We start from the raw sequence: 23,305 nt of genomic DNA, 5'->3' as shown, positions 1-23,305 counted from the left end.
CTTCACCCAATAAATTCGCAGGGAAGTCCGTTGTAATTATTCTGTAATATCGTGGACCTATTTCCCAAACTTTTATTATTATCAACTTTCTTTTTTCAAAAAAAAAACAAAGCTTTGACGGCTAAAAATAAATATTACCATGCATAAGTTTGTATTTTCTTTCTTCCTTTTTCTGACCCTTGGATTGCCTTCCATCGCGCAGAAAACATTGACGCTTGCCGATTTTTATCAGCAGCATACTTTTAACCAAAAATCAGTAAACGGACTTTATTCCTCAGCCAATGGACTTTACTGCACAGTCCTAGAGAATAATAAACAGATTGTCAAATACAACTACAAAGATGGAAAAAAAGTTGAAACAGTTTTTGATCTGGACAAGTTAGAAAACGCGCCGATCAAATATTTTTCAGCCTATTCATTCAGTCTTGACGAAACTAAAATTCTACTAACTACTGAAAGAGAAAACATTTACCGCCATTCCTACAAGGCCAATTACTATGTCTGGAATTCAGTGACTGAAGAGCTTGTGGAACTGTCGGCAAAAGGCAAGCAGCAAGAAGCCACTTTCTCGCCCGATGGCGAACGTATTGCCTTTGTGCGCGACAACAACCTGTTTATAAAAACGCTGCGTTTCGGAACAGAAAACCAGGTGACGACAGATGGTAAGAAAAATGAAATCATCAACGGAGTTCCGGACTGGGTTTATGAAGAAGAATTTAGCTTCAGCAAAGCTTTTGCCTGGTCGCCCGACAGCAAATTCCTGGCCTACATTCGTTTTGACGAAACGGAGGTCAAAGAATACAGCATGAAAAAATTTCAAGGCAAATCCCCTGCCCTGAGTGAAAATGAAACCTATCCGGGAGAATACGTTTACAAATACCCCAAAGCCGGCGAAAAAAATTCTGTGGTTTCCGTTTTTGCTTATGATATCAAGTCGAAAACCAAGGTTGAAGTTGACCTAGGAGAGGAAACCGACATCTACGTTCCCCGCATCAAATGGACCGCAGATGCCAACGATCTGGCCATTTTCCGCTTAAACAGACGGCAAAACGAAATCAACATTCTTTTTGCCAACCCATTTACCGGAGACAGCCGTTTGTTTTATTCTGAAAAGAATGAGCGCTACCTGTCGGAAGACTTTTTAGACGACTTCATTTTCCTGCCCAACAACGACTACTTTGTTGTTAACAGCGAACGCGATGGCTACTCGCACCTTTATTTATACGACCGTCAAGGTTTCGAAGTCAGACAACTTACGCAAGGCGAATTTGATGTAACCGACTTTTATGGCTTCGACCACAAGAAAAAAATATTTTACTACCAGGCTGCCAAAAAATCGCCCATGCAGCGCGAGATCTATTACACCAGCCTCGATGGTAAAAAACAAGGCATGTTAAGCCAGCAAGAAGGAACCAACAAAGCTACCTTCAGCAGTGGATTTCAGTATTTCATCAATGAATTCACCAACCTGGAAACACCCAAAACATTCAGCTTGTATGACAACAGTGGCAAGCTTGTTCGGGTGCTGGAAGACAACAACGAGCTAAAGCAAAAAGTAGCTGAATACGACATCAGCCCAAAAACTTTTTTCAGTTTTGAAACTTCGGAAGGTATCAGCCTGAACGGCTGGATGATTAAACCGTTGAATTTCGACGAATCAAAGCAATACCCAGTGGTAATGACCCAGTACAGTGGTCCTAATTCGCAGCAAGTGCGTGATGAATGGTCGGTAAGCTGGTACAATTACCTGGCCCAGGAAGGCTTCTTAGTGGTCTGTGTCGATCCTCGTGGTACGGGGGCCCGTGGTCAGGATTTCCGAAAAATTACCTACATGCAATTGGGGAAATACGAATCCGACGACCAGGTTGAAGCAGCTCGTTACCTGACAACACTTCCCTATGTTGACAAAAACAACATTTCCATTTGGGGATGGAGTTATGGCGGTTTCATGACCTTGCTTTCCATGGAAAAAGGAGGAGACCTGTTTAAAGCCGGAATTGCAGTTGCCCCGGTTTCAAACTTCAAATTTTACGACACGGTTTATACCGAACGTTTTATGCGCACCCCAATGGAAAACCCGGATGGCTATGAGGACAATGCTCCGCTAAATCACGCCGAGGACATTACCGGACACTTGCTATTGGTTCACGGATCAGCCGATGACAATGTTCATCTGCAAAACAGCATGGAAATGTCGGAAGCCTTGGTGCAGGCCAGCGTTCAATTTGACATGGCCATTTACACCAACCGCGATCACGGCATTTACGGTGGAAATACCCGCATGCATCTCTATCAACGAATGACTGATTTTCTGAAAAGAAATTTAAAATAAGCTCAAAGAAAAAAGCTGTTGCTCGTTACGAACAACAGCTTTTTTCTTTGAAATTCTTTTCTCCCTAAAACTCCAGCAGCTTACCCCTCCACGGTATTGAGTTGTGCAGCAAAAACACGTCTTTCCAACTGCGCCAACAACACATGCTTTTGCGGTATAAAGAAATTATGCCGGTCGCGCACAAAACCAAAAGACAAGGGCGACACCTCTTCCAACTGCGCCTGAAAAGACGCGCTGTAATATTGCTGATCCACAGCAACCGACTCAACAAAAAACAACAAAATACTTTTCTGCAACAACCCTTTAAAGTCAAGTTCTACCCGACTCAACAAGCTGGCAGAATCGGTCAAAACCTGTTCGCCAAAGTTGTAAGTTTTATAAATCATGGCATCCAGTTTTTGATTTCGAGCCGCTTTCGAAAAAGCGGTCATCAAACCATCCGCCGAATCTTCTTTCACGTCCTGAACATCATCCAGCAACTGCAGGTAGGCACCATAACCAAACAAGAAGTACTTTTCTTCTTCGCTTAAACTCCCGGCAATTAAATACCCATCAGCCAATACCGATGCGCCTCCTTTGGCCAGGCATATACGAATAGCCTCTTCCTCCGACATTCCTTGCCGACCAAAAAGCGCCATGCTTTGCGTTTGCGCCTGATGAATCCCTAAAAGCGAATCAAAAACCTGCGGATATTCCTGCCGGTTGTACTGGCCTTCGATCATACCTACCAAAGCATAAATTTTTTGCTCCTGTTCGTTTATTGGATCAACAGCTCTCCCTGCAAGCCGCTCGGCAAAGCGAAGGCTAAAGGCCTGCTTTTCGCTGCTTGAAATTTCAGGATCATCTACAAAATTATCGGTGTAAGGATATAACATGCTATACGCAAAAACAGAAGGTGTTAGCTCCACCAGACGTCCTAGAATAAGCTGCAGGCCGGTCATAATCCAGACATTGCGGCAGGCCTGAAAAATACTTTGAATAGGAAGTTTCGAGTCAAATTTACGGGCTTGTTTTATAAAAGCCTTCGTCGCTTTCATCATCTCGTCGGAGAACATCAAATCAATCTCCTCATGCGCATATGAAAACGCGTTTTGAAACAACTCGCGCAGCTGGCCAAGCACAAATCCATCCAAAGCATTCGATTCCGAATAGGCTTTCAGCAAGTCCCCATCCAGTTTTTTCATCGACTTAAAAAAGGCATCCACAACAACTTCTTTCCGTTGTTTCTCCTCCCGATTCACCGGAGCGCCCCAAGCCGATTGCGCTTCAGAAGTTTGATACCATAAATCGGTAAATTGATTGGTTAGCAGATTTATTTCCATTTTATTTCTTTCGTGTTTTTTCGATTTCTTTCATCAAATCAAGTGAAAATCATCAACAATTCCCTCAACTATCCGACAAACGTCAGAAATTAGTCGATAAAGCTCGGTTCCCGAAATCTGATTCCCGTTATTATTCTGAATCAGCGTTCACTCCGGGTAAGATATTCAATTTGAATGGTTAAATTGCAGCAAAATAAAATGAACTATGGATCGAGTTTTATCAGAACATGAACAGCTGTTTTTTAATGATGGTTACCAACTCGGCCAAAAGGCGGCGAAAAACGGGTACCGTGAGGAAGATTTGTTTCAGGCCTTAAAACAGCAATACAAAGCCATTGACCAATTGATTGATTCAATAGCTATGGTAGCGAAACAGCAAGACATGCCTATTCATTGCCAAAAAGGATGCAGCTACTGTTGCCATCAGGCGGTTTTTGCCAATTCTTACGAACTGCACTACCTCGGCCATTTCATGCAGCAAACACTACCGAAAGAGGAAATTCAACATGTTTACGACACGGCGCGCACCAAAAACCGGACTACCTCGAAACTGGAAGAGCAAACCATGCTGAACTACAAAAGTCCTTGCCCCTTATTAAAAGACAATGCCTGCTCGGTATATGAAGCGCGCCCCATGGCCTGCCGCATTTACCTTTCAACGAAGCTCAGTACCTGCCGGGAGTTTTATCAGAATCCGGAGAACGAAGACAACTACCCGGCCCTGTTGGATTTTCCGCTGATGGCTGGTCGCATGATGAATGAAGGATTTATGGCTGCCTTAAAAGAAAAAGACATTGAAATCGCTGAATTTCGGATGGAAGAGGGCTTGCAGAATTTACTTGCTCCCCGCTAGTCGTCTCCGGGAGGAGTTGAACCTCCCAAGCCTCGATCCACCGGTCCCGTTTTTGCCCTTCCTTCAGGTGGCGTAGTTCCACCTAAAGCCCGGTCGGTAGCTGGACTTCCTTTTAGCGAATTATCCTCATTCTCTTCAGGAACGAATGAATCATGATGCTTTTTTTGTTCTTTCATAACTTAGATGTTTAAAGTCATAAACATGACAATTGAAATAATGCCCAAGATAAGGGTGGCAATCGTTAAGCTGTTTATCCGATCAATCTGTTTCAATCGCTTAAGGGCATTGGCACGGCTGTAGTTTCCGCCATCAATTTCAGCAATGGTTTTATTGTGTTTATTTTTCGCCCATGTATGAGAAGCCAGGTTGACCAGCAAGGTAATCACCAGCAACAACCAGCCCACAACCAAAAGCAACTTAAAGCGGGAGTCTTCCAAATCGCCCGTTACATCCTTAACAAAAGCCATGGACACTCCAATCGCTCCGGCACTGAGGTATGCCAGTTGCTTTTCAAAAATCTCATTACTCCGGGTTACCAGACCCACAAGCTCGTTCCGGTATTTTTTCAAAGGTTTCGATAGTTTCTGTGCCATCGTCAAGTAAATTTTAATGGTTTAGGCATTTAACTTGGTACGAATAGTTACAATGCGTTGTTGTCGCTGCATGGAATAGCTTTGACTGTTTCGATCCACAAAGACAAGCAATTCCATGGCTTTTCGGTAATAAATCTGCTGCCGTAAAAAGGTTTCATTCTCCAGAGCCACATCTCCCAGTTGTTCCAGCAAAACGGCAAATTGCTCCATATTTTCGTCCGCCAACAACTTCTCCTGTACAAGCTCAATAAAAGCAGCATTGTCCAGAAAAAGCAAATCGTTCAACTTAAAACCAAGTTCATTCTCAAGTTCGTATGCCACCGAAGCAATTTCAGCTGATGGCTGCACCTCTTTCTTCTGAAGTCGCAAAATCAGGCGAGCCAGAAAGGCCCCCATCTCCTGAATTTGATGAATCAAGTAATCACGACGCTCCATAGCAGCAATTTACAGGTTCGATAAAATCTAAAGTTAAGTACAATTATTCAATTTGGAATAAGCTGATATAGAACAAAGAATATTATTTTTGTTTTTATGAAACCCGGAAAACCTATTCTCCTGCTACTGGCAAGCCTGCTTTTTTCAATCCAATTAGTTGCCCAACGAAACAATGCAACCCTGTGGGGAAAGGTGACCGGCGAAAATGGGCAAGCCATCGAACTGGCAAACATTGCCATTAAAAACTATCCGCTTGGAACGGTTACCGACTCTGAAGGCAACTATCTGCTGCGCATGCCTGCAGAAAAGGAACTTACCTTGATTTTTTCGTTTATGGGCTACCAAGCCATTGAAAAGGTCGTACAAGCCAAACAAGAAGAACGTTTGGAGTTGAATATCCAGCTTCGCATTCAGCCCAACACCATTGACGAGGTGCAGGTTTCGCGCCGGAAAAATGGGCACAGAACCATGACCCGCCTGAACCCGGCTTTCGCCAACCAGATGCCAGATGCCTCTTCCAGCGGTATTGAAACGCTGATCAAAACCCTGCCCGGCGTATCCTCCAACAACGAACTTACCTCACAATATTCTGTTCGCGGAGGCAATTTCGACGAAAATCTGGTGTACGTTAATGACATCGAAATCTACCGTCCTTTCCTGGTTCGCTCCGGGCAGCAGGAAGGCCTGAGCTTTATCAATCCGGACATGGTATCTAGCATCGAGTTTTCGGCAGGGGGCTTCGATGCCCGCTACGGCGACAAAATGGCTTCGGTGCTGGATATCAAATACCGAAAACCCCTTGCATTCAGCGGCAGTGCCAGCGGCAGCCTGCTGGGCGGTTCGCTGCACGTGGAAGACCTGAGCAAAAACAAAAAACTGAGCTACACCGGTGGCGTTCGCTACAAAACCAACCGCTATTTGCTGGGAAGCCTGGACGAGAAGGGAGATTACAATCCCGATTTTATTGATATTCAAACCTACATCACCTACCACTTTACCGATCACTTCGACCTGTCTTTTCTGTGGAACCTGGCAACCAACAATTACCATTTCAAACCCGAAACCCGTGCCACAAGCTTCGGAACCTTTCAAACCGTTTACAACACCAAAATCTACTTCGACGGGCAGGAAAAAGACCGCTTTGCCACCACGCTGGGCGCACTGTCAGCCAATTATCATCCCAGCAGCAAGCTCAACCTGAAGCTGATCGCCTCTGCTTTTCGAACCAAGGAAGAAGTAAACTACGATATTCTTGGACGCTATTACCTCAACGAACTTGAACAGGACATGGCTTCCGAATCTGCGGGAGACAGTGTGCTCAATCTGGGAATTGGCTCTTTTCTGAATCATGCGCGAAACAAGCTATCGGCCACAGTGGTCAGCATTGCGCACAAGGGGGCTTACAGCAGTTCCAATCATCTTTTAAACTGGGAGATCAAAGCCCAGCTGGAAAACATTGACGACCGTATCAATGAATGGGAGATGCGCGACTCAACCGGCTACTCCCTGCCCTATTCGGATGAAAAGGTAGAACTGTTTCGTGTGGTCAACACCAACAATCAGATGAACAATCTGCGATTGTCGGGTCATCTGCAAGACACCTATGCCGTACCCATAAAAAACGGTGAACTGTACCTGACCGGCGGGCTTCGATTCAATTACTGGAACTACACCAACGAATGGCTGCTGAGTCCGCGTTTTTCAGCCAGCTATTACCCCAAGGAACAATCCAGGCTTGTCTTTCGACTTGCCGGGGGAAGCTACCAGCAGCCAGCTTTTTTTAAAGAACTGAAAGACCGGGACGGCAACATCAATCCCCGGATAAAAGCGCAAAAGTCAACTCAACTGGTACTGGGAACCGACTACCTGTTTCAGGCTTGGGACCGCCCATTTAAACTAAGCTCGGAGGTGTTTTACAAATACTTTTCACACTTGATTCCTTATCAGGTTGACAATGTTCAAATCCGCTACCTGGGCGACCAGGAAGCAACGGGCTACGCTGCCGGACTTGACTTCAAGGTGAATGGCGAATTTGTGAGCGGGGTTGAATCGTGGGTGAGTGTATCGTTACTACAAACTCAGGAAGATATTATAGGCGATGGGTATGGTTGGATTCCCCGACCTACCGATCAGACACTTAACCTAAGCTTGTTTTTTCAGGATTATTTCCCCGGAAACCCCAGCTATAAAATGCACCTGGCGGCGTTTTACGGCTCACGGCTTCCTGTTGGCCCTCCCAACGGCGAACGCCATCAGGACACTTTTCGAATGCCTCCGTATCGACGGATTGATATTGGCTTTTCCAAAATTGTTATTGGTCCTCAAAACCGCAGCGCGGCCAAGCTGCTCGCTCCCATCAAAGACCTGTGGTTAAGCCTGGAAGTCCTCAACCTGCTTGGTGTTCGGAATACAGTTTCGTACTTTTGGGTATCGAGTAATAGCGGCGATCTATTTGCCGTGCCCAATTACCTGACCGACCGAAAACTAAACGTCAAATTAACCGTAAAATTCTGATCATGAAACTTCCCATTTTCCAGGTTGATGCCTTTGCTGAAAAGCTTTTTCAGGGTAACCCCGCCGCTGTTATTCCGTTGAAGGAATGGCTCAGCGATGCACTGATGCAGTCCATTGCGTTGGAAAACAACCTGTCAGAAACAGCCTTTTTTGTATCCACCAAAGCTGGCTTTGAAATTCGTTGGTTCACCCCAAAAGCCGAAGTTGACTTATGCGGACATGCCACCCTGGCCACTGCACACGTCATATTCAATGAAGCCAGCTACCCACAAGACACGCTCACCTTTAGCAGCCGAAGCGGGAAATTAACGGTGACAAAGTCAGCCAACATGCTCCAGCTCAACTTTCCGGCAGATACCATTCAGCCCATTGATGAACCGCGCGAGTTAATCCGAGCTTTAGGCAAAGCCCCCAAGGCCTGCTTCCTAGGAAAATCGGATTACCTGTTTGTGTACGACAGTCAGCACGAGCTGGAGCAAATGCAACCCGACTTCGGAACCTTAAAACATACCGGTGTTCGCGGAATCATTGTCACGGCTCCGGGCAATACCTCCGATTTTGTTAGTCGCTTTTTTGCTCCTGGCTTAGGCATTGATGAAGATCCGGTAACTGGCTCAGCTCACACCACACTGATGCCCTACTGGACCGATCGCTTACAAAAACAAGAGCTTTCAGCCCGCCAAATTTCTTCACGCGGGGGTCTACTCCAATGCGCATTGCAGGGCGACCGGGTTCTGATTGCCGGAAAAGCCAGAACCTTCCTGCGGGGCGAAATTTTCATCGATTCATAACAAAGCCCAGAACATCGCAAAAAACTTTCCTTCCCGGTCCGTGTTTCAGCTTAATAACAAAACCGGCCAGTTGGCCGCTCAGGAATGGAAAGACTATGGAAAAACACGCCTATACCAACGAACTGATTCACGAAACATCGCCCTACCTTTTGCAACATGCACACAACCCCGTGCATTGGATGCCTTGGGGCGAAAAAGCCCTGCTTCGGGCGAAGAACGAGAATAAACTTCTGCTCATCAGCATTGGTTATGCCGCCTGCCACTGGTGTCATGTCATGGAGCACGAATCATTTGAAGATCCGGATGTCGCCCAGGTCATGAATACCCATTTTGTGTGCGTCAAAGTTGACCGGGAAGAACGGCCCGATGTGGATCAAATTTACATGAGTGCCGTCCAGCTCATGACTCAACATGGAGGATGGCCATTGAATGCCATTGCCCTGCCCGACGGCCGCCCCATTTGGGGAGGGACCTATTTTCAGAAAGAAGTGTGGGTAGATGCCCTTCAGCAAATCCAGGCCTTTCATCAGCAAAACCCCGATAAAACCGAAGCCTATGCGGAGCGTCTCAGCCAGGGAATAAGGGAAAGCAACCTGATTCCCGTCAGCCAAACACCTCAGCCGTTGGACATTCATCAACTGAAACAGGCTGTTTCCCGCTGGAAACAAAACTTTGATCAGATTGAAGGAGGTCAAAAAGGAGCTCCGAAATTCATGATGCCCAACAACCTGCAATTCTTGCTACGCTGGGCACACCAGATGAACGACCACGAAACGCTTGCCTTTGTTGAAACCACTTTGAAAAAAATGGCTCGCGGGGGCCTTTACGACCAAATTGGCGGCGGATTTGCCCGCTACTCCACTGACAGCTATTGGAAAGTGCCCCATTTTGAAAAGATGCTTTACGACAACGCACAACTGTTGAGCATTTATTCGCAGGCCTTTCAAAAGACACAAAACCCGCTTTACCAGCAAGTAGTCCAGCAAACCATTGCTTTTATTGAGCGAGAGTTGCACTCGCCTGAGGGCGGCTTTTACTCGTCACTGGATGCGGACAGCGAAGGCGAAGAAGGTAAATTTTATGTGTGGCAAAAACAGGAACTTCAGGATTTACTGCAAACCGAATTTCCCTTATTTTCCGATTATTACCAGGTCAATGAAAACGGTTATTGGGAGCACGGAAATTACATCCTGCTGCGCCAACAATCCGACGAAACCTTTGCAACCAAGCACGGCTTGTCGTTGAACGAACTCAAACAACGCGTAAAAAACTGGCAACAAAAACTTCTCGCGGTGCGTGAACAACGCATCCGGCCGGGGCTTGACGATAAAATACTGACCTCGTGGAATGCCTTGACCATTTCAGGCTTAGTAGCCGCTTACCGGGCCTTTGGTGAAAATACCTACCTGCACTTAGCCGAAAGAAACCTTCAGTTTTTGAAAGCAAAACAACTGACTTCCACTGGTCTTCTGAAGCATTCCTATAAAAACGAAACCAGCAAAATTGACGGTTTTCTGGAAGACTATGCCTGTTTGATTCAGGCCTTGATTGACCTTTTTGAAACAACCGGCAACAGCAGCTACCTGAACGACGCGCAGCAGCTAACCCAAAAAACCGTTGAGTTATTTTACGATCGTGAGAAGAACATCTTCTATTTTACGGCTGAAACACAAACGGATGTCATCACCCGCAGCATTGAGGTGCATGATAATGTGATTCCAGCCTCCAACTCCGTAATGGCAAACAACTTGTTTCGACTGGGGCACTTCATCGGAGAGCAGAACTACCAGAAATTGGCAGAAGGCATGCTTGAGAAACTGGTCGAAGATTTTAAGGTTTATCCATCCGGCTATTCCAACTGGATGCAATTGGCGCTCAGCCTCACCAGCAAGCACTACGAGGTGGCGCTTGTTGGCCAACAGGCTTTAGAAAAGCTCAAGGAGCTGCAAAAACACTACTTGCCCCACTGCCTGTTTTGCGCCAGTACAGCAGCCAGCCCCCTTCCTCTGCTAAAAAACCGGTTTAGTCCTTCCAAAACCTGGCTTTATGTTTGTCAGAATAGCAGCTGCCAGCTTCCATCCGAGTTGGTTTCAGAAACATTAAAATTACTTCTACCGTAAACATGTGCTTTATATAGCAGCACAAACCCCCAAAAGGCAACGCCCTCAATCTCAAAAACAGTCTTATCTTTGCTCGGCTCTTCGCAGGCATTTTGCTTATCAAGCAATTTCTGCAGAGGACCAGCAATGATGAAGTAGTAACCGATCCGCATTCAGGCATGACAAACAATCAAAAAGGAATTCTATACGCTGTTGTAACCGCTTTCTTCTGGGGGTTTCTGGCTATTTTCCTGAAGATAGCCGTTCAGCAGGTGGCACCACAAACCATTGTTTGGTTTCGTTTTGCCATAGCCTTTGTTTTACTGGCTGGCTGGCAGTTAGCACACCAACCTCAAAGTATGCGCATACTGGCTCGTCCTCCCTGGCTGTTGGTTTTTGCCGCCATGGCCTTGTCGTGGAATTACCTAGGCTTCATGCTTGGCATTCATTATACCACTCCGAGCAATGCCCAGCTAATCATCCAAACGGGCCCGATTTTGCTGGCACTGGCCAGTGTCATTCTTTTTAAAGAAAAAATACGCAAACTCCAGCTTGTTGGCTTTATCATCGCTGCAGTCGGCTTTGTCTTCTTCTACAGTCAGCAAATTAAATTGATGATTGGACAGGAGAGCGAATACAATCTCGGCATATTACTCACCCTCAGCGGGGCCATGGCCTGGTCGGTGTATGCCATCCTTCAAAAGCGCCTGGTGCTTAGCCACTCAACGGCAAGCTTAAACTTATTTCTGTTTGGTTTTCCGGCGCTTATTTACCTGCCATTTGTCGATTTTGCCCCTTTGCTTCAGCTAAGTTGGATTTGGTGGGGCATTTTAATTTTCCTTGGGATAAACACCCTGATTGCCTATGGCAGCCTGGCACAAGCCTTAAAATACACGGAAGCCAACAAGGTAAGCATCATCATTATTCTGAATCCGATGATTACTTTTATCGTCATGGGCATACTGACCAAAATGGAAGTTACCTGGATTGAAGGAGAGCAATTTTCGCTGCTTTCGCTCCTAGGGGCCATTATTATTTTGTGTGGTGCTGTCCTTGTTGTTGGACGCAAAAAAAGAACCTCCGTTTCAAAGCGCTAAATTGGATTACCGTACAAGTACTTGCCCTGTCTGTTTCAGACTAAAATCAGAATAGCCGGATCGGGGAATTAGTTCTACATTTCCACACCTTCATCTTCAGATAACCTAAAAAAGTGACAGACTCAACTACTACCCAATCCCACACATCACACTACTAATAAGCAACCTACAGGCAACAAATAACACTTCAGACTGAGTTTGGCAAGGTTTTTTCACTTTTTAAAGTGAAACAAAAAACGAGGTACGGAGCATGAAGCGAGAGAATTCCACAAAGAAAAATATCATATCCGACGTAAATAGAGAAAGCTGCTTTCAGGAGCTAATTGAAGGTCGTTGGAGTCCACGGGCATTTTCAGATGAAGCGATTCCAAACGAAACTATTTTCAAGCTATTTGATGCCGGAAAAACCAGCATGTCCTGTTTTAATGAGCAGCCCTGGCGAGTTATTTTTGCCCACAAACAGGATGAACACTATCCTCAATTATTTGACTGTCTGGGTGAATTCAATCAGAAATGGGTACAAACGGCACCTTGTCTCGGAGTTATTCTTGGTAAAAAGCACTTTAGCCGAAATGACAAGTACAATCGCCATCATCTTTACGACTCCGGTGCATTTATGGCCACAGTCACCTTCATGGCCGCCAGCCTCAACTTGTTTGTTCACCAAATGGGTGGTTTTTCAACAGATAAAGTCATTCATCATTTTCAAGTTCCGGCTAATTACGAACCGGCAGCCATGTTTGTCATTGGCTCCCTGGGCGATCCGGATCAACTGCCAGGTGACCTTCAGGAAAAAGAACTTAAAAGATCACCCCGCCACAAAGTAGAGCAGTTTGTATTTGGCGCCCAATGGGAAGTTCCCTATTTCGCGCCTCACGAAAAAGATTAGAAAAGCACGTTAAAAACATGAAATCATGAATAAAAACAATCAATACGCCACTATGGTAGAAGCCCTGAAGGAGCTGGGCAAAAGAGGTTATACCCACAACTTCAGGGTGAACGAATACGGGCAGTTGGAAGAAAACAGAACCAGACACTACCCGCCATCCGAAGTTGAACTGCATGAATTCCATCGATTTGAAGGAGCAACCAACCCGTCAGACATGAGCATTGTATATGCCGTACAAACCAAGTCGGGAACAAAAGGAACCGTGGTAGACTCCTATGGGGCAGGCGGTTCAGCCGTAACCTCAAAATTCATGAACAGCATCGACCAAAAACAATTTGAATAAAAGAAACATCAGCACAATAACAGAAGGCTGAGCAAGCTGATGATTTCTATAAAATCTCAGCCAGAAATTTTAAAAAATTGAAACACGATGAGTGCAACAACAGACAAGATTAAAGGAAACTGGAATACCATTAAAGGAAAACTCAAGCAGAAGTATGCCGTATTAACAGAAGACGACCTGAATTATCAGGAAGGGCTGGAAGATGAACTCCTGGGCCGGATTCAACAAAAAACAGGTGAAACCAAACAGCAGATTAAAAACTTTATCGATCAGCTCTAACGATGAAAACTCCTGGCAGGAAAGAACTCTTAACTAAAGAGCCTGCCTGCCTTCGGATGACAAGGTTGAATAACCTCAAAAAGAAAGTTTATGGTGGGCTACGAAAATCAACTCTGGATTTTGCTTGACGTGCTTATTGCCGCCGTTCTTTCAAGCCTTATTGGTCTGGAAAGAGAAAAGCTTTCAAAACCGGCAGGGTTGCGCACCAACATGATTGTTGGTAGCATATCCTGCTTTTTTGTTTCGATCAGTCCCAACCTCAGCAACTTCATCCAATCGAGCATCGAAAGTGACTTAATCCGTGTTGATCCCATCCGGATTCTTCAAGCCATTATTGTGGGCATCAGCTTCATTGGTGCCGGCACTATTCTGAAATCCAAAGAAGAAAACACCGTCCAGAACTTAACTACCGCCTCCATTCTGCTTTACTCCACGGGAATAGGCATTGCCGTGGCTTTAAAAGCATACATCATCGCATTGGGCCTGGCACTAATTGGCCTACTCATCAACTCCCTTCACCATTGGCAAAGACTAAAAGCACTGTTTTCCAAACGTAAAAAATAACACGTACCGAATTGACCTACAAGAAGAATCACCTATCTTTGATTGAAAACGAAGGACATGCGACAACTCCCTTTTCTTTTTATGCTGATTTTTATGCTGGCTTGCTCCCGTCAGCCCGAAGGTAATATCATCACCGTCAATGGCATTATTCCACCCCAAGCACTTGGAAAAACACTGGAACATGAACATATCCTGGTGGACTTTTCGGGAGCCGAGAATTATCACCCCGAGAACTACAACCGACAGGAAGCTTTCAACCGAATTTTGCCTGAATTGGAAAAACTAAAACACCATGGTGTCCAATCGTTTATAGCATGCACTCCGCAATTTGTTGGCCGCGATGTGGTCTTGCTTAAGAACCTGGCTGATGCAACGGGCTTAAATATCCTAACCAACACCGGTTTTTATGGTGCTCAAAACAATAAGTTCATCCCCAAACATGTGTTTGACATGCCTGCTGAAGCTATTGCGGCCTTTTACATTGCCGAGTTTGAACAAGGTATTGAAGCCTCCGGCGTTCGTCCCGGATTTATAAAAACAGCTGTCGACAGAAAGCCGTTATCAAACTTTCACGTCAAGTTGGTGCGTGCCGCCGCCATCGCCCATAAAGCTACCGGATTGACCATCATGTCGCACACCGGACCTGCATTGCCTGCTTTTCAGCAATTGAAAATCCTTTCAGCTGAAGGCGTTGCTCCCGAAGCCTTTATCTGGACACATGCCAGTGATGAAGAAGACTGGACCAAGCTGGTAACAGCTGCCCAAATGGGGGCCTGGATTTCACTTGATAAATATGGCTGGGATGAAGAATTCTTAAAAGGTGAAGTCCTGGGTTATCTGAAAAAACAAGGGGTATTGGATAAGGTTTTAATTTCGCACGATGCCGGTTGGTACGATCCTAATCAGCCAGGCAAAACCATTCAGCCCTATACGCCGATTTTTGAAACCCTGATCCCCAACCTGAAAGCCAACGATTTTACGGCTGCTGATATTGACCAGTTGCTGATTCACAACCCGGCCAAAGCATTTACGGTTACCAAACGATTAATCTCCCAATCAAACTAAAACACCATGAAAAAAATTTTGTATCCAAGCCTTTTTCTATTGATCTCCTTGTTTCTCTTTTCGGCCTGTGCCACCCAATCAATCGGCAACGTGACCAACCCTCCCGGATTTTTACACGGCCTGCTGCATGGATTCATTATCCTGTTCAGCTTTATTGCCAGCTTGTTTACCGACTATGAAATTTATGCTTTCCCCAACACCGGTGGCTGGTACAACTTTGGGTTCCTGCTAGGGGTAATGCTGTTTTGGGGAGGCGGCGGTGCCAGCTCCAAAAAATGCCGGTAGCACTCAAACCAACCTGCCAAACCAGAAGCTTGATCTATTGCAAATAATAGTAGGCCTTATCGTGGTACCAACCTCCCATTCCAAGGAGGTTGCCGCGATGATCGGCAAACAGCTGCCTGATATCCAAAGCTGACACCTTTTCAAAGTCCATAAAATCGTGCGTACGGTAAACACCGCCTACTACAACAGCCATGTAATAATACTCTCCGACTTTCACAAAAATCTGGTTTTCCCGGTAATTGGTATGTCCGGAGTCCTGAAAAACTCGTTGCCAATTAAGTCCTGCATCCGCTGATTTATAGACATAAAAAGCGTTGTATCCCTGATCGCGCATTAACTTAATCAACTCATTTTCTTCGGTAAGGTACAACCGCTGAAGTAAAGGCGATTGCTCTATTACTTCCCAAACCGTACCTCCATTGGTTGATCTGTGTAGCGTATAATTCAACTCGACCTGCGTCAGTAAAAAGATTGTCCCGTCGGCCAGACTGCAAACGTCTACTAGCTCCTGCATAGGATCCATGCCCTCATAGTCTTCAATCCAGGTTTGCCCGCCATCAACAGAGTGTTTGATCCCCCTTTGCCAGCTAAAAGCCCACAAATAATCATTCTCACTCACATGAAAGTCAAAGGCACCATCGGCTCCATAAGGGTGGGTAAGCTCCTGCCAGCTTTCTCCCTGATCAGAACTTCGAAACAAGGGGCCCCTCCAGCCTACCCGATAGATATTGCCTTGTGAATCGATCTCCAGACTACTTACATTGCACCCTGTACCCTCCACATACACTTGACTCCAGTGGTACGGTTGTGCTCCTTGCTTATAAAGCTTACACCCTGCAACTGCGAGGGTCAATTGATTTTCAACATCAAAAATCACATCCTCAAAATCATTGTGTGGCTCAAAATCCACCTCACTCCATTCCTGCTTTTTCAAAGCATAAGCTGTTAAATCAACCTGATTCAACAATTCCCCTTGCCGACTAAACAAATGCAAACGGGCCATTTGTTTGCCCGGCGTATCTCCCAGCTTCCATCCAGTAAAAACCTGTCCTTCTGCATTAGAAAACAGCCGCTGATCGTCTAACTGCCCGCCGCCGGTAAGCACCTCCAGCTCCATCGGATAGTTGCCATGTTCCTGATGCAGTTGATCCATCAATTGCAAACCAACCTTATTATCAAGGTATTCTCCGACAAGACCAACTTGCTGATCGCCTTGCAAAACATAGTGAAGCTTAATAAGCGATTGAGTAGCTGGCCCCACATAACGGTCACAAGCCCCACCAACTATCATTAAAATACCTAAAAACAAGCACTTTCGAACGATTCTATGCCAAAATCCTTTTTCATTTAAATAGTTCATTGGTCTTGGTTTTTTAGTTTGACTGGAACAATGGAATGCACAATCCTGCTGAAAGTGTCAGAGAGCTGTTTCTGAATTTTTCACTCCCCTCATAACCTATAGAAAGCTTTTCATCCAGAATATCCAGTACCCCGTGCGTATATCGGGTTTCTAAACTCAACACCCAGGCCTGAAAAAGCTCCAGGCTGTAGCCCATCCCCACGAGCCACCCCGCATCTTTGTTGTTAAAGTTGCCCTCAACAGCATCATGCACATAAGTTCTTACATAGCGGTAGTTATTATTGTCAGCGTATTCGTAATAAATATCGCCTTTGCTTGTCGCATTCATCATAAAAGCAACATACGCGCCAAAATCAATAAAAAATCCCAACTCATCCTCATGGCCCAAACGCAGATAAACAGGCAAAGAAAGATAGTCCAAATCAACCTTAGCATCTACCTGATTGTATGCATTAGAATGATCAGCATAGGCCAAACGATAAGCATAGGGACTTTCTCCCTCAACACAATACCCCCGACGGTCAAACAAAACATCACTCATCATGGAAAGGCCATTGCCCAACTGATAGCTCAGGCTAAGTCCTGCTGAAAATCCTTGGTGCGATTCGTAGCTATGGTTGTCACTTTTATTCCGAATTGAATTCAGGTTATAGGCCAGCCGTGGCACTGCCCGCCATCGCGAAACGTGGTCTTCCGCTGCTCCTGCAACCCCATTTCCCAGCGTTGTTTTTTCGCTTTTCAATGCATAGCGAATACCAAAATTCAACTCACTTCCCTCGTTCTTTCCTTCATAACCAGATAAAAACTCATTAAGACCAACAGCATAACGTCCATCCATAAACAAGCTAAGTTGCGTAGTAAGCGGATAAGAAATTCCAGCCGAAAATAAATACCCCCAATCGTAATGATCCATCTGCTCATCCTGTATCGGGGGCAATAGATCCCGATCCTTCCCGGTAAACTCATCGTTGATCAAAAAAGAATAAAACATTCCGGCTCCCAGTTCCAACTCCAGTCTTGTTGATGTCTTATACTTCAACATCAAGGGCACACGCAAAAACTGGTAATCCCATAACTGGTTTCCCGGAACATATGTTGGCGGTCCAATAATTCCGTAGTTTGCATTGTACGACTCTGTAGGCACTGGGAAAATGTCATCCGGATAAGTCGCCTCATAACGACGAAGCTGTTTGTAGTAATAAGAAACGAAACCAACTTCGGTTTGGAGAGCTACCCGTTCATTCAACCTATAATTGAGCATTAATCCCGCTGTTGATCCGGGTTTGGCTAGCCACTTATCATGTTGTAGATTTCCATTAAGATTCGAAAAGCTGGTTCCGGAATACACCCCCACTCGTAGTTTCTGAGCCTGAAGGGAATTGCCAAAGGTTAGAAAAAATACCCCTGCAATAAGAGTTAAGATTTTTTTCATAAAGCAATGGTTTGTATAGCTGATGAATAACAAGCAGAAATAGTTGCGTCAGGAACTAGTTTTCTTGAAAATAAAACGACATCTGCACGAATTAAGGAATAATTAAACCTTGGATGTCCTTTCGTCCGGCTACAGCCTGTTCCGAAATAAGCTTATAGCTTTGCCCACTCAATAAACGATTCAGAAACTATGTGGGTACTTTTGGCCTTATTGTCGGCTTTTTTACTTGGAATTTATGATGTCTTCAAAAAGTTATCAGTCAACGGCAATGCTGTTTTCCCGGTCTTGCTAATCTCAGCCATCACCGGGGCCCTCCTGTTTCTTCCACCAACTGTTGGATCGTTCCTGTTCCCCGACTTTTTCCAATCCATCCACTTATATGTTCCTGCCATTACAGCGCGCGAACACGGTCTTATCCTTTTAAAAACACTCTTGGTCGTTTCTAGCTGGATTTTAGCTTTCAGCGCCTTAAAACACCTGCCTATCACCATCGTCACGCCCATCCGGGCAACGGGCCCCATATGGACTTTAGTTGGAGCAATCTTGCTTTTTCAGGAAAACCTGAACGCACTTCAGTGGGCTGGGGTAATTACCACCCTGATTTTTTTCTACCTGCTTTCAACCGCCGGCAAACTGGAAGGCATTCATTTTCGGAAAAACACCTGGGTGCTTTTTGTGGTTGGTGCCACATTGCTTGGTGCCTCCAGCGGATTGTACGACAAATATATCATCCGGCAAATTGACCGGCTGGCCGTGCAGGCGTGGTTTTCGTTCTACCAGGTTGTGGTTATGCTACCGGTGCTGGCCGTTGTTCGCTGGTCGCGCCCCAAAAGCAAACGTATTCCTTTTCATTGGCGCTGGAGCATTCCGGCCATCGGCGTATTCCTGCTCCTGGCTGACTTCGCCTACTTTTATGCCTTAAGCTACGAGGATTCCATGATTTCTGTCATCTCAGCTTTACGCCGAGGCGGTGTCTTGGTAGCCTTTGCCACTGGAGCTTTACTGTTTCATGAACACAATATTCGCCAAAAGGGCATCTACCTGCTTGGAATTTTAGCCGGAATTTTGTTGATTAGTCTGGGAAGTTAGTGCAGAAGGTCGTTGGACCTTTGTAAACTCATCCTCAAAACATTTGGACTATGAATCGAATTGAACTTTACCAGGGCGACATCACCGAAATGCACGTTGATGCCATAGTGAATGCTGCTAACCGAAGCCTGCTGGGCGGTGGCGGAGTTGATGGTGCCATTCACCGGGTAGCGGGTCCCAAACTGCTTGAAGAATGTAAAAAACTCAACGGCTGCGAAACCGGACAAGCCAAGATAACCATGGGCTACCGACTTCCTTCACGCTATGTGATACATACGGTAGGACCAGTGTGGCATGGGGGCGAAATCGAAGAAAAGGAATTGTTGGCCTCGGCCTACCTTTCAAGCTTAAAACTGGCCCGGGAACATCAGCTAAAAACCCTTGCTTTCCCAAATATCAGCACTGGCGTGTACGCCTTTCCTAAGCAACTGGCTGCCGAGATTGCCATCGAAACGGTTCGTAATTTTCTGGAAAACGATGATTGGTTTGAGGAAATTACCTTCTGCGTGTATGATGATGAGAATTACGAAATTTACACGAAGCTGCTCAACCAAACAGGCCATTAAAAGTTATTTAAACTGAGTCTGTGACTTCTATGCTGCTTCGGAGATAAGAAAGCTGCTTCTCAAAATGATAAAAAAGGAAATTCCGGCACAACCACAGCTATGACTCCAGAGCAGACAACAAGCGATTGACAAAACCGCATTCATTTTCGGCACAACAATTGACATTTCAAACTTAAATTCAAAATCTAAAAACTTCCATGAGAACAATTTACGTGTTACTTTTCCTTGTTTTAACTTGTTGTATTGGTTTAAAAGACAGTCAGGCCCAGCGGGACTACCGTACCGCCATTGGCTTTCGGGCCGGCCCAATGGCCGGATTAACCGTCAGGCAGTTTATCTCATCCAGCCAAGCCCTGGAGCTAAGTATTGCTTCACGCTGGAATGGCTCGCTGTACCAAGCCATGTATGAAGTACATAACGACCTGTTTAAACAAAAAAGATTCAACTGGTATTACGGCGGTGGTGCGTATATTGGGCACTGGAACTTGAAAAGTAACCTTCACCCTTGGTATAGCGAAGACGGTAAGTATACGGCTTTTGGAATCAATGCCATTGGGGGGCTCGAATACTGTATTAATGATGCACCGATTAGCTTTTCGCTCGACTGGAAGCCGATGCTGAATATGGTGAATAAATTTCATTTCAGAACCGATGACTTTGGCTTAACCATACGTGTATTTTTAGGTGAAGCCTGAATTAAACAGATCCATTAAATGAAACGAATAAAGATTGAATTCCAGGTAACTCTTTTAACGGTTTTAGTCGTTCTGGCCGTCAGCTATTCCGGTTTTCTGGTCTTCCAGAGCCTGTCGCAAATTGTGGATTCGATTCACAAGGAAGCACGGCCTGACTTCAAACTACTGCTCATTAAAGACATTGAATCGGACTTGACTGAAGTAGAAAACACCGTTCGGCTGTATACCTTAACAAGGGAAGAAAAATACTTTCATCCTTACCGGGAAATCAATCAGGAAATTCAGGACAAATTAACCAACCTGCAGGATTATGCACTCACCAGCGACGATGAAAAATTGCAAATTGATTCCATTCGATCACTGGCCAACGACAAACTTGCCATCTGGGAAAACATTTTGGCGCTGCACTACTCCAAGGTGGATGCCCATGAATCGTTTTCGGAGCTTTACAGCAAGATAGACAGCTCCATTACGGAACCCGATACCATTTTAGTGGAAGCACCAGTCGTTGAGGAGAAAGTGGGTCTTTTGAAGCGGATTTTTGGCAAAAAGAAAAAAGACAAAGACACCCTGATGGTTCAGCAGCTGCAACCGGTAGACTCCAATAAAATTGAAAAGGCAGCCATCAAACAGGAAATTGCAGAAATTGAACAACGCATAAAAACCTCCAACCAAGCACTCTCTGTTAAAGAAAAAGCCTTGCTTGAGAAAAACATTGAGCTGACGGAATTATTAAAAACACAAATCACCGAGCTTGAAACCAAGGAGCAAAAAAAGCTGCTAGTCAAAACTCAGGAAGCCGACCGGCTGGCAGCCATCACTTATAAACGACTTTCACTGTTCACGATTGGTGCTGTCATTCTCTTGCTGTTGGTGCTGTTCATCTTTTACCGCTACCTGAATAAATCACGGGCCTATCAAACGATTTTGCGCCAGGCAAAAACCGAGGCCGAAAAGCTGGCACGAGCCAAAGAGCTATTTGTTGCCACGGTAAGTCACGAAATGCGTACTCCCATCAACGCCATTTATGGCTTAGCCGAACAGCTGCTGCAAAGAACGGACTCTTCTGACCAGAAAAAGGACCTTGAAATTATCTACAATTCGACCGAACACCTGATTGCACTGGTAAACGACACGCTTGATTTTTCCAAAATAGAAAGTCAGAAGCTGCAACTCGATCAAGTGGATTTCTCACTGGACAAGCTGCTTTCAGAAGTCATTACCTTAAACCGGAGAAACGCCGAAGCCAAACAGCTGGAGCTTATTCTGGACACCCGGCAACTTCCTCCGTTGGTACTTTCCGGCGATGCTTTCCGGCTAAAACAAGTACTGATTAACCTGCTCAACAACGCCATCAAATTTACAGACCAAGGCAGCGTAAGTCTGAAGGTTTCGGCCAACGCTATGGACCATAATAACCCAGTTTGGGTGAACTTTCAGATTATTGACACCGGAATCGGAATCTCCAAGGAAAACCACCAAGTTATTTTTGATGATTTTGTACAGCTGGAAACCGATCTGACCAAAAAGCAAGGAGGCGCCGGACTTGGTCTTTCCATTGTTAAAAAGCTAATTGACATTCAAGGTGGAACCATTCAGGTTGATAGTGAATTGCACCAAGGAACCACCATCACAATCAAAATCCCCTACCGAAAAGGCAATCCGGCAAATATCAAAACTCCCGTTAAACCGGAATTAGTCATTCCGGACAGTTTCAGCCAGCTAACGGCCCTCATTGTTGATGACGAAGAGTTTAACCGATACCTGCTGAAAGGGATCCTGAAAAAATGGAACCTTCGAATCGAAGAGTCTTCCAACGGGCAAGAAGCGGTAGAGCGCTGCCGCAGCACTCATTTCGATCTGATTTTCATGGATGTTCGCATGCCCATTTTAAATGGGCTGGAAGCCAGTCAGCAGATTTTGAATCGGGATAAGAAGGTCAAAATCATTGCCCTTACAGCCACCAATAAGCCGGAAGATTTAGAAAAATGCGAACAGGCTGGCATGCATAACTTTCTAGCCAAACCATTTACTGAAAGCGACTTATTGCAAACCATAAAAGAGACCCTGCAATCTCAGCCTCATAAAGCTAAAAAAGTGGAAGAAAGCAGCGAGCAATCGACCATTGATTTGAGCGAACTGGAACGCATGGCGGACGGCAACAAAGACTTTGTACGCGAAATGGTTGAAATTTTCATTCGCTCCAGTCAGCACGGCCTAGAAGAAATACAGCGTAACATTGACCTGAAAAACTGGGACCTGGTTCGGGAATATGCGCATAAAATGGCCGCTCCTACCAAGCACTTAAAAGCGCTGAGCCTGTACAGCAAAATCAAGGAAATGGAACGTGAAGCCGACACGACTAAGAATGAGCAAAAGATTACGCAGCTATTCGGTGAAATAAAACTGGAAGTGCAAGCAGCTAACCGTCATCTAAAAGCGATCTTGAATATCGCCGGCTAACCCGTTTTCAGTTCTGCTTGAAATGTTCTCCCTATTTGGGAAGTAAGCCATTGCTTTAGCCCACCGCTATGGAGAAACCTATTTAGAAGGTCGAATCATCGGTTAACGCTAAAAGTCAACTCATTGCAATATTTAACGGATAAGTCTATTGCGTAGACATCAAATAAAATACCGGTTCAATTGCTCAAAATTCACAAATTAATTCCATACTATTGCATATCAAAAACCGAAGAAAAGAT

The 23,305-nt window shown here is 45.2% G+C and carries 22 protein-coding genes; 16 read left to right on the top strand and 6 right to left on the bottom strand.

Going from position 1 to position 23,305, the window contains the following annotated elements; translation table 11 throughout:
- The first annotated feature begins 139 nt into the window (after positions 1 to 139).
- On the top strand, positions 140 to 2,332 hold the full coding sequence (locus tag Q1A18_RS11850; protein ID WP_299580145.1) for a S9 family peptidase: 2,193 nt from the start codon (positions 140 to 142) through the stop codon (positions 2,330 to 2,332).
- A gap of 80 nt (positions 2,333 to 2,412) precedes the next feature.
- Here the strand turns inward: Q1A18_RS11850 and Q1A18_RS11845 are convergent, their stop codons facing one another.
- Entirely contained in the window at positions 2,413 to 3,654 is a 1,242-nt protein-coding gene (locus tag Q1A18_RS11845; RefSeq protein WP_299580142.1) for a class 1 isoprenoid biosynthesis enzyme, read from the bottom strand.
- Positions 3,655 to 3,859: 205 nt separating this feature from the next.
- Between Q1A18_RS11845 and Q1A18_RS11840 the strand changes: the two genes are divergently transcribed.
- Positions 3,860 to 4,507 carry a YkgJ family cysteine cluster protein gene (locus tag Q1A18_RS11840; protein WP_299580139.1) on the top strand — a complete coding sequence of 216 codons (648 nt, stop codon included), beginning with the start codon at positions 3,860 to 3,862 and terminating at the stop codon, positions 4,505 to 4,507.
- On the opposite strand, the gene Q1A18_RS11835 is transcribed toward Q1A18_RS11840, so the two are convergent.
- The 3 genes from Q1A18_RS11835 to Q1A18_RS11825 are packed head-to-tail and all read right to left on the bottom strand — an operon-like array spanning position 4,504 to position 5,535.
- A complete protein-coding gene (locus Q1A18_RS11835; RefSeq protein WP_299580136.1) occupies positions 4,504 to 4,683 on the bottom strand; it encodes a hypothetical protein in 180 nt (59 codons plus the stop codon). The two genes, Q1A18_RS11840 and Q1A18_RS11835, sit on opposite strands and share 4 nt — an antisense overlap.
- A 3-nt stretch (positions 4,684 to 4,686) precedes the next feature.
- On the bottom strand, positions 4,687 to 5,100 hold the full coding sequence (locus Q1A18_RS11830) for a hypothetical protein (protein WP_299580133.1): 414 nt from the start codon (positions 5,098 to 5,100) through the stop codon (positions 4,687 to 4,689).
- A gap of 21 nt (positions 5,101 to 5,121) precedes the next feature.
- On the bottom strand, positions 5,122 to 5,535 hold the full coding sequence (locus tag Q1A18_RS11825) for a hypothetical protein (protein WP_299580130.1): 414 nt from the start codon (positions 5,533 to 5,535) through the stop codon (positions 5,122 to 5,124).
- Positions 5,536 to 5,631: 96 nt separating this feature from the next.
- On the opposite strand from Q1A18_RS11825, the gene Q1A18_RS11820 reads away from it, so the two are divergent.
- The 10 genes from Q1A18_RS11820 to Q1A18_RS11775 all read left to right on the top strand — a co-directional run bounded on the left by Q1A18_RS11820 (position 5,632) and on the right by Q1A18_RS11775 (position 15,461).
- Positions 5,632 to 8,049, top strand: coding sequence for a carboxypeptidase-like regulatory domain-containing protein (locus Q1A18_RS11820; RefSeq protein WP_299580127.1), 2,418 nt, complete (start codon positions 5,632 to 5,634; stop codon positions 8,047 to 8,049).
- A 2-nt stretch (positions 8,050 to 8,051) separates the two neighbouring features.
- Complete coding sequence (locus tag Q1A18_RS11815) at positions 8,052 to 8,840, top strand: PhzF family phenazine biosynthesis protein (RefSeq protein ID WP_299580124.1); 789 nt, start codon at positions 8,052 to 8,054, stop codon at positions 8,838 to 8,840.
- A gap of 95 nt (positions 8,841 to 8,935) precedes the next feature.
- Positions 8,936 to 10,960: a thioredoxin domain-containing protein gene (locus Q1A18_RS11810; protein WP_299580121.1), complete on the top strand. Its 2,025-nt coding sequence runs from the start codon at positions 8,936 to 8,938 to the stop codon at positions 10,958 to 10,960.
- A gap of 158 nt (positions 10,961 to 11,118) precedes the next feature.
- Entirely contained in the window at positions 11,119 to 12,036 is a 918-nt protein-coding gene (locus Q1A18_RS11805) for a DMT family transporter (protein WP_299580118.1), read from the top strand.
- A 250-nt stretch (positions 12,037 to 12,286) separates the two neighbouring features.
- Positions 12,287 to 12,925, top strand: coding sequence for a nitroreductase family protein (locus tag Q1A18_RS11800; protein WP_299580115.1), 639 nt, complete (start codon positions 12,287 to 12,289; stop codon positions 12,923 to 12,925).
- A 25-nt stretch (positions 12,926 to 12,950) separates the two neighbouring features.
- Positions 12,951 to 13,268 (top strand): hypothetical protein, encoded by a 318-nt coding sequence (locus Q1A18_RS11795; protein WP_299580112.1) that lies wholly within the window; start codon positions 12,951 to 12,953, stop codon positions 13,266 to 13,268.
- An 87-nt stretch (positions 13,269 to 13,355) separates the two neighbouring features.
- Positions 13,356 to 13,547, top strand: coding sequence for a CsbD family protein (locus tag Q1A18_RS11790; protein ID WP_299580109.1), 192 nt, complete (start codon positions 13,356 to 13,358; stop codon positions 13,545 to 13,547).
- A 90-nt stretch (positions 13,548 to 13,637) separates the two neighbouring features.
- Positions 13,638 to 14,111 (top strand): MgtC/SapB family protein, encoded by a 474-nt coding sequence (locus Q1A18_RS11785; protein WP_299580106.1) that lies wholly within the window; start codon positions 13,638 to 13,640, stop codon positions 14,109 to 14,111.
- A 57-nt stretch (positions 14,112 to 14,168) separates the two neighbouring features.
- Entirely contained in the window at positions 14,169 to 15,176 is a 1,008-nt protein-coding gene (locus tag Q1A18_RS11780) for a phosphotriesterase (protein ID WP_299580103.1), read from the top strand.
- Positions 15,177 to 15,182: 6 nt separating this feature from the next.
- Positions 15,183 to 15,461 carry a hypothetical protein gene (locus Q1A18_RS11775; RefSeq protein WP_299580100.1) on the top strand — a complete coding sequence of 93 codons (279 nt, stop codon included), beginning with the start codon at positions 15,183 to 15,185 and terminating at the stop codon, positions 15,459 to 15,461.
- Between the two features lie 34 nt (positions 15,462 to 15,495).
- Here the strand turns inward: Q1A18_RS11775 and Q1A18_RS11770 are convergent, their stop codons facing one another.
- Together Q1A18_RS11770 and Q1A18_RS11765 are read right to left on the bottom strand one after the other, a co-directional pair.
- Entirely contained in the window at positions 15,496 to 16,821 is a 1,326-nt protein-coding gene (locus Q1A18_RS11770; RefSeq protein WP_299580097.1) for a hypothetical protein, read from the bottom strand.
- A gap of 13 nt (positions 16,822 to 16,834) precedes the next feature.
- A complete protein-coding gene (locus Q1A18_RS11765) occupies positions 16,835 to 18,253 on the bottom strand; it encodes a porin family protein (protein WP_299580094.1) in 1,419 nt (472 codons plus the stop codon).
- Between the two features lie 189 nt (positions 18,254 to 18,442).
- On the opposite strand from Q1A18_RS11765, the gene Q1A18_RS11760 reads away from it, so the two are divergent.
- The 4 genes from Q1A18_RS11760 to Q1A18_RS11745 all read left to right on the top strand — a co-directional run bounded on the left by Q1A18_RS11760 (position 18,443) and on the right by Q1A18_RS11745 (position 23,066).
- Positions 18,443 to 19,342, top strand: a complete 900-nt coding sequence (locus tag Q1A18_RS11760) for an EamA family transporter (protein ID WP_299580091.1) — start codon at positions 18,443 to 18,445, stop codon at positions 19,340 to 19,342.
- Between the two features lie 50 nt (positions 19,343 to 19,392).
- Complete coding sequence (locus Q1A18_RS11755) at positions 19,393 to 19,908, top strand: O-acetyl-ADP-ribose deacetylase (RefSeq protein ID WP_299580088.1); 516 nt, start codon at positions 19,393 to 19,395, stop codon at positions 19,906 to 19,908.
- A 197-nt stretch (positions 19,909 to 20,105) separates the two neighbouring features.
- Positions 20,106 to 20,603 (top strand): hypothetical protein, encoded by a 498-nt coding sequence (locus Q1A18_RS11750; protein ID WP_299580085.1) that lies wholly within the window; start codon positions 20,106 to 20,108, stop codon positions 20,601 to 20,603.
- Positions 20,604 to 20,621: 18 nt separating this feature from the next.
- Entirely contained in the window at positions 20,622 to 23,066 is a 2,445-nt protein-coding gene (locus Q1A18_RS11745) for a response regulator (protein WP_299580081.1), read from the top strand.
- Positions 23,067 to 23,305 lie beyond the last annotated feature (239 nt).

Origin of the sequence: uncultured Sunxiuqinia sp. (assembly GCF_947495665.1) — a bacterium.
GTDB lineage: Bacteria > Bacteroidota > Bacteroidia > Bacteroidales > Prolixibacteraceae > Sunxiuqinia > Sunxiuqinia rutila.
Note: the sequence above shows the minus strand (reverse complement) of the source record. Positions and strands in the feature narration are given on the sequence as shown.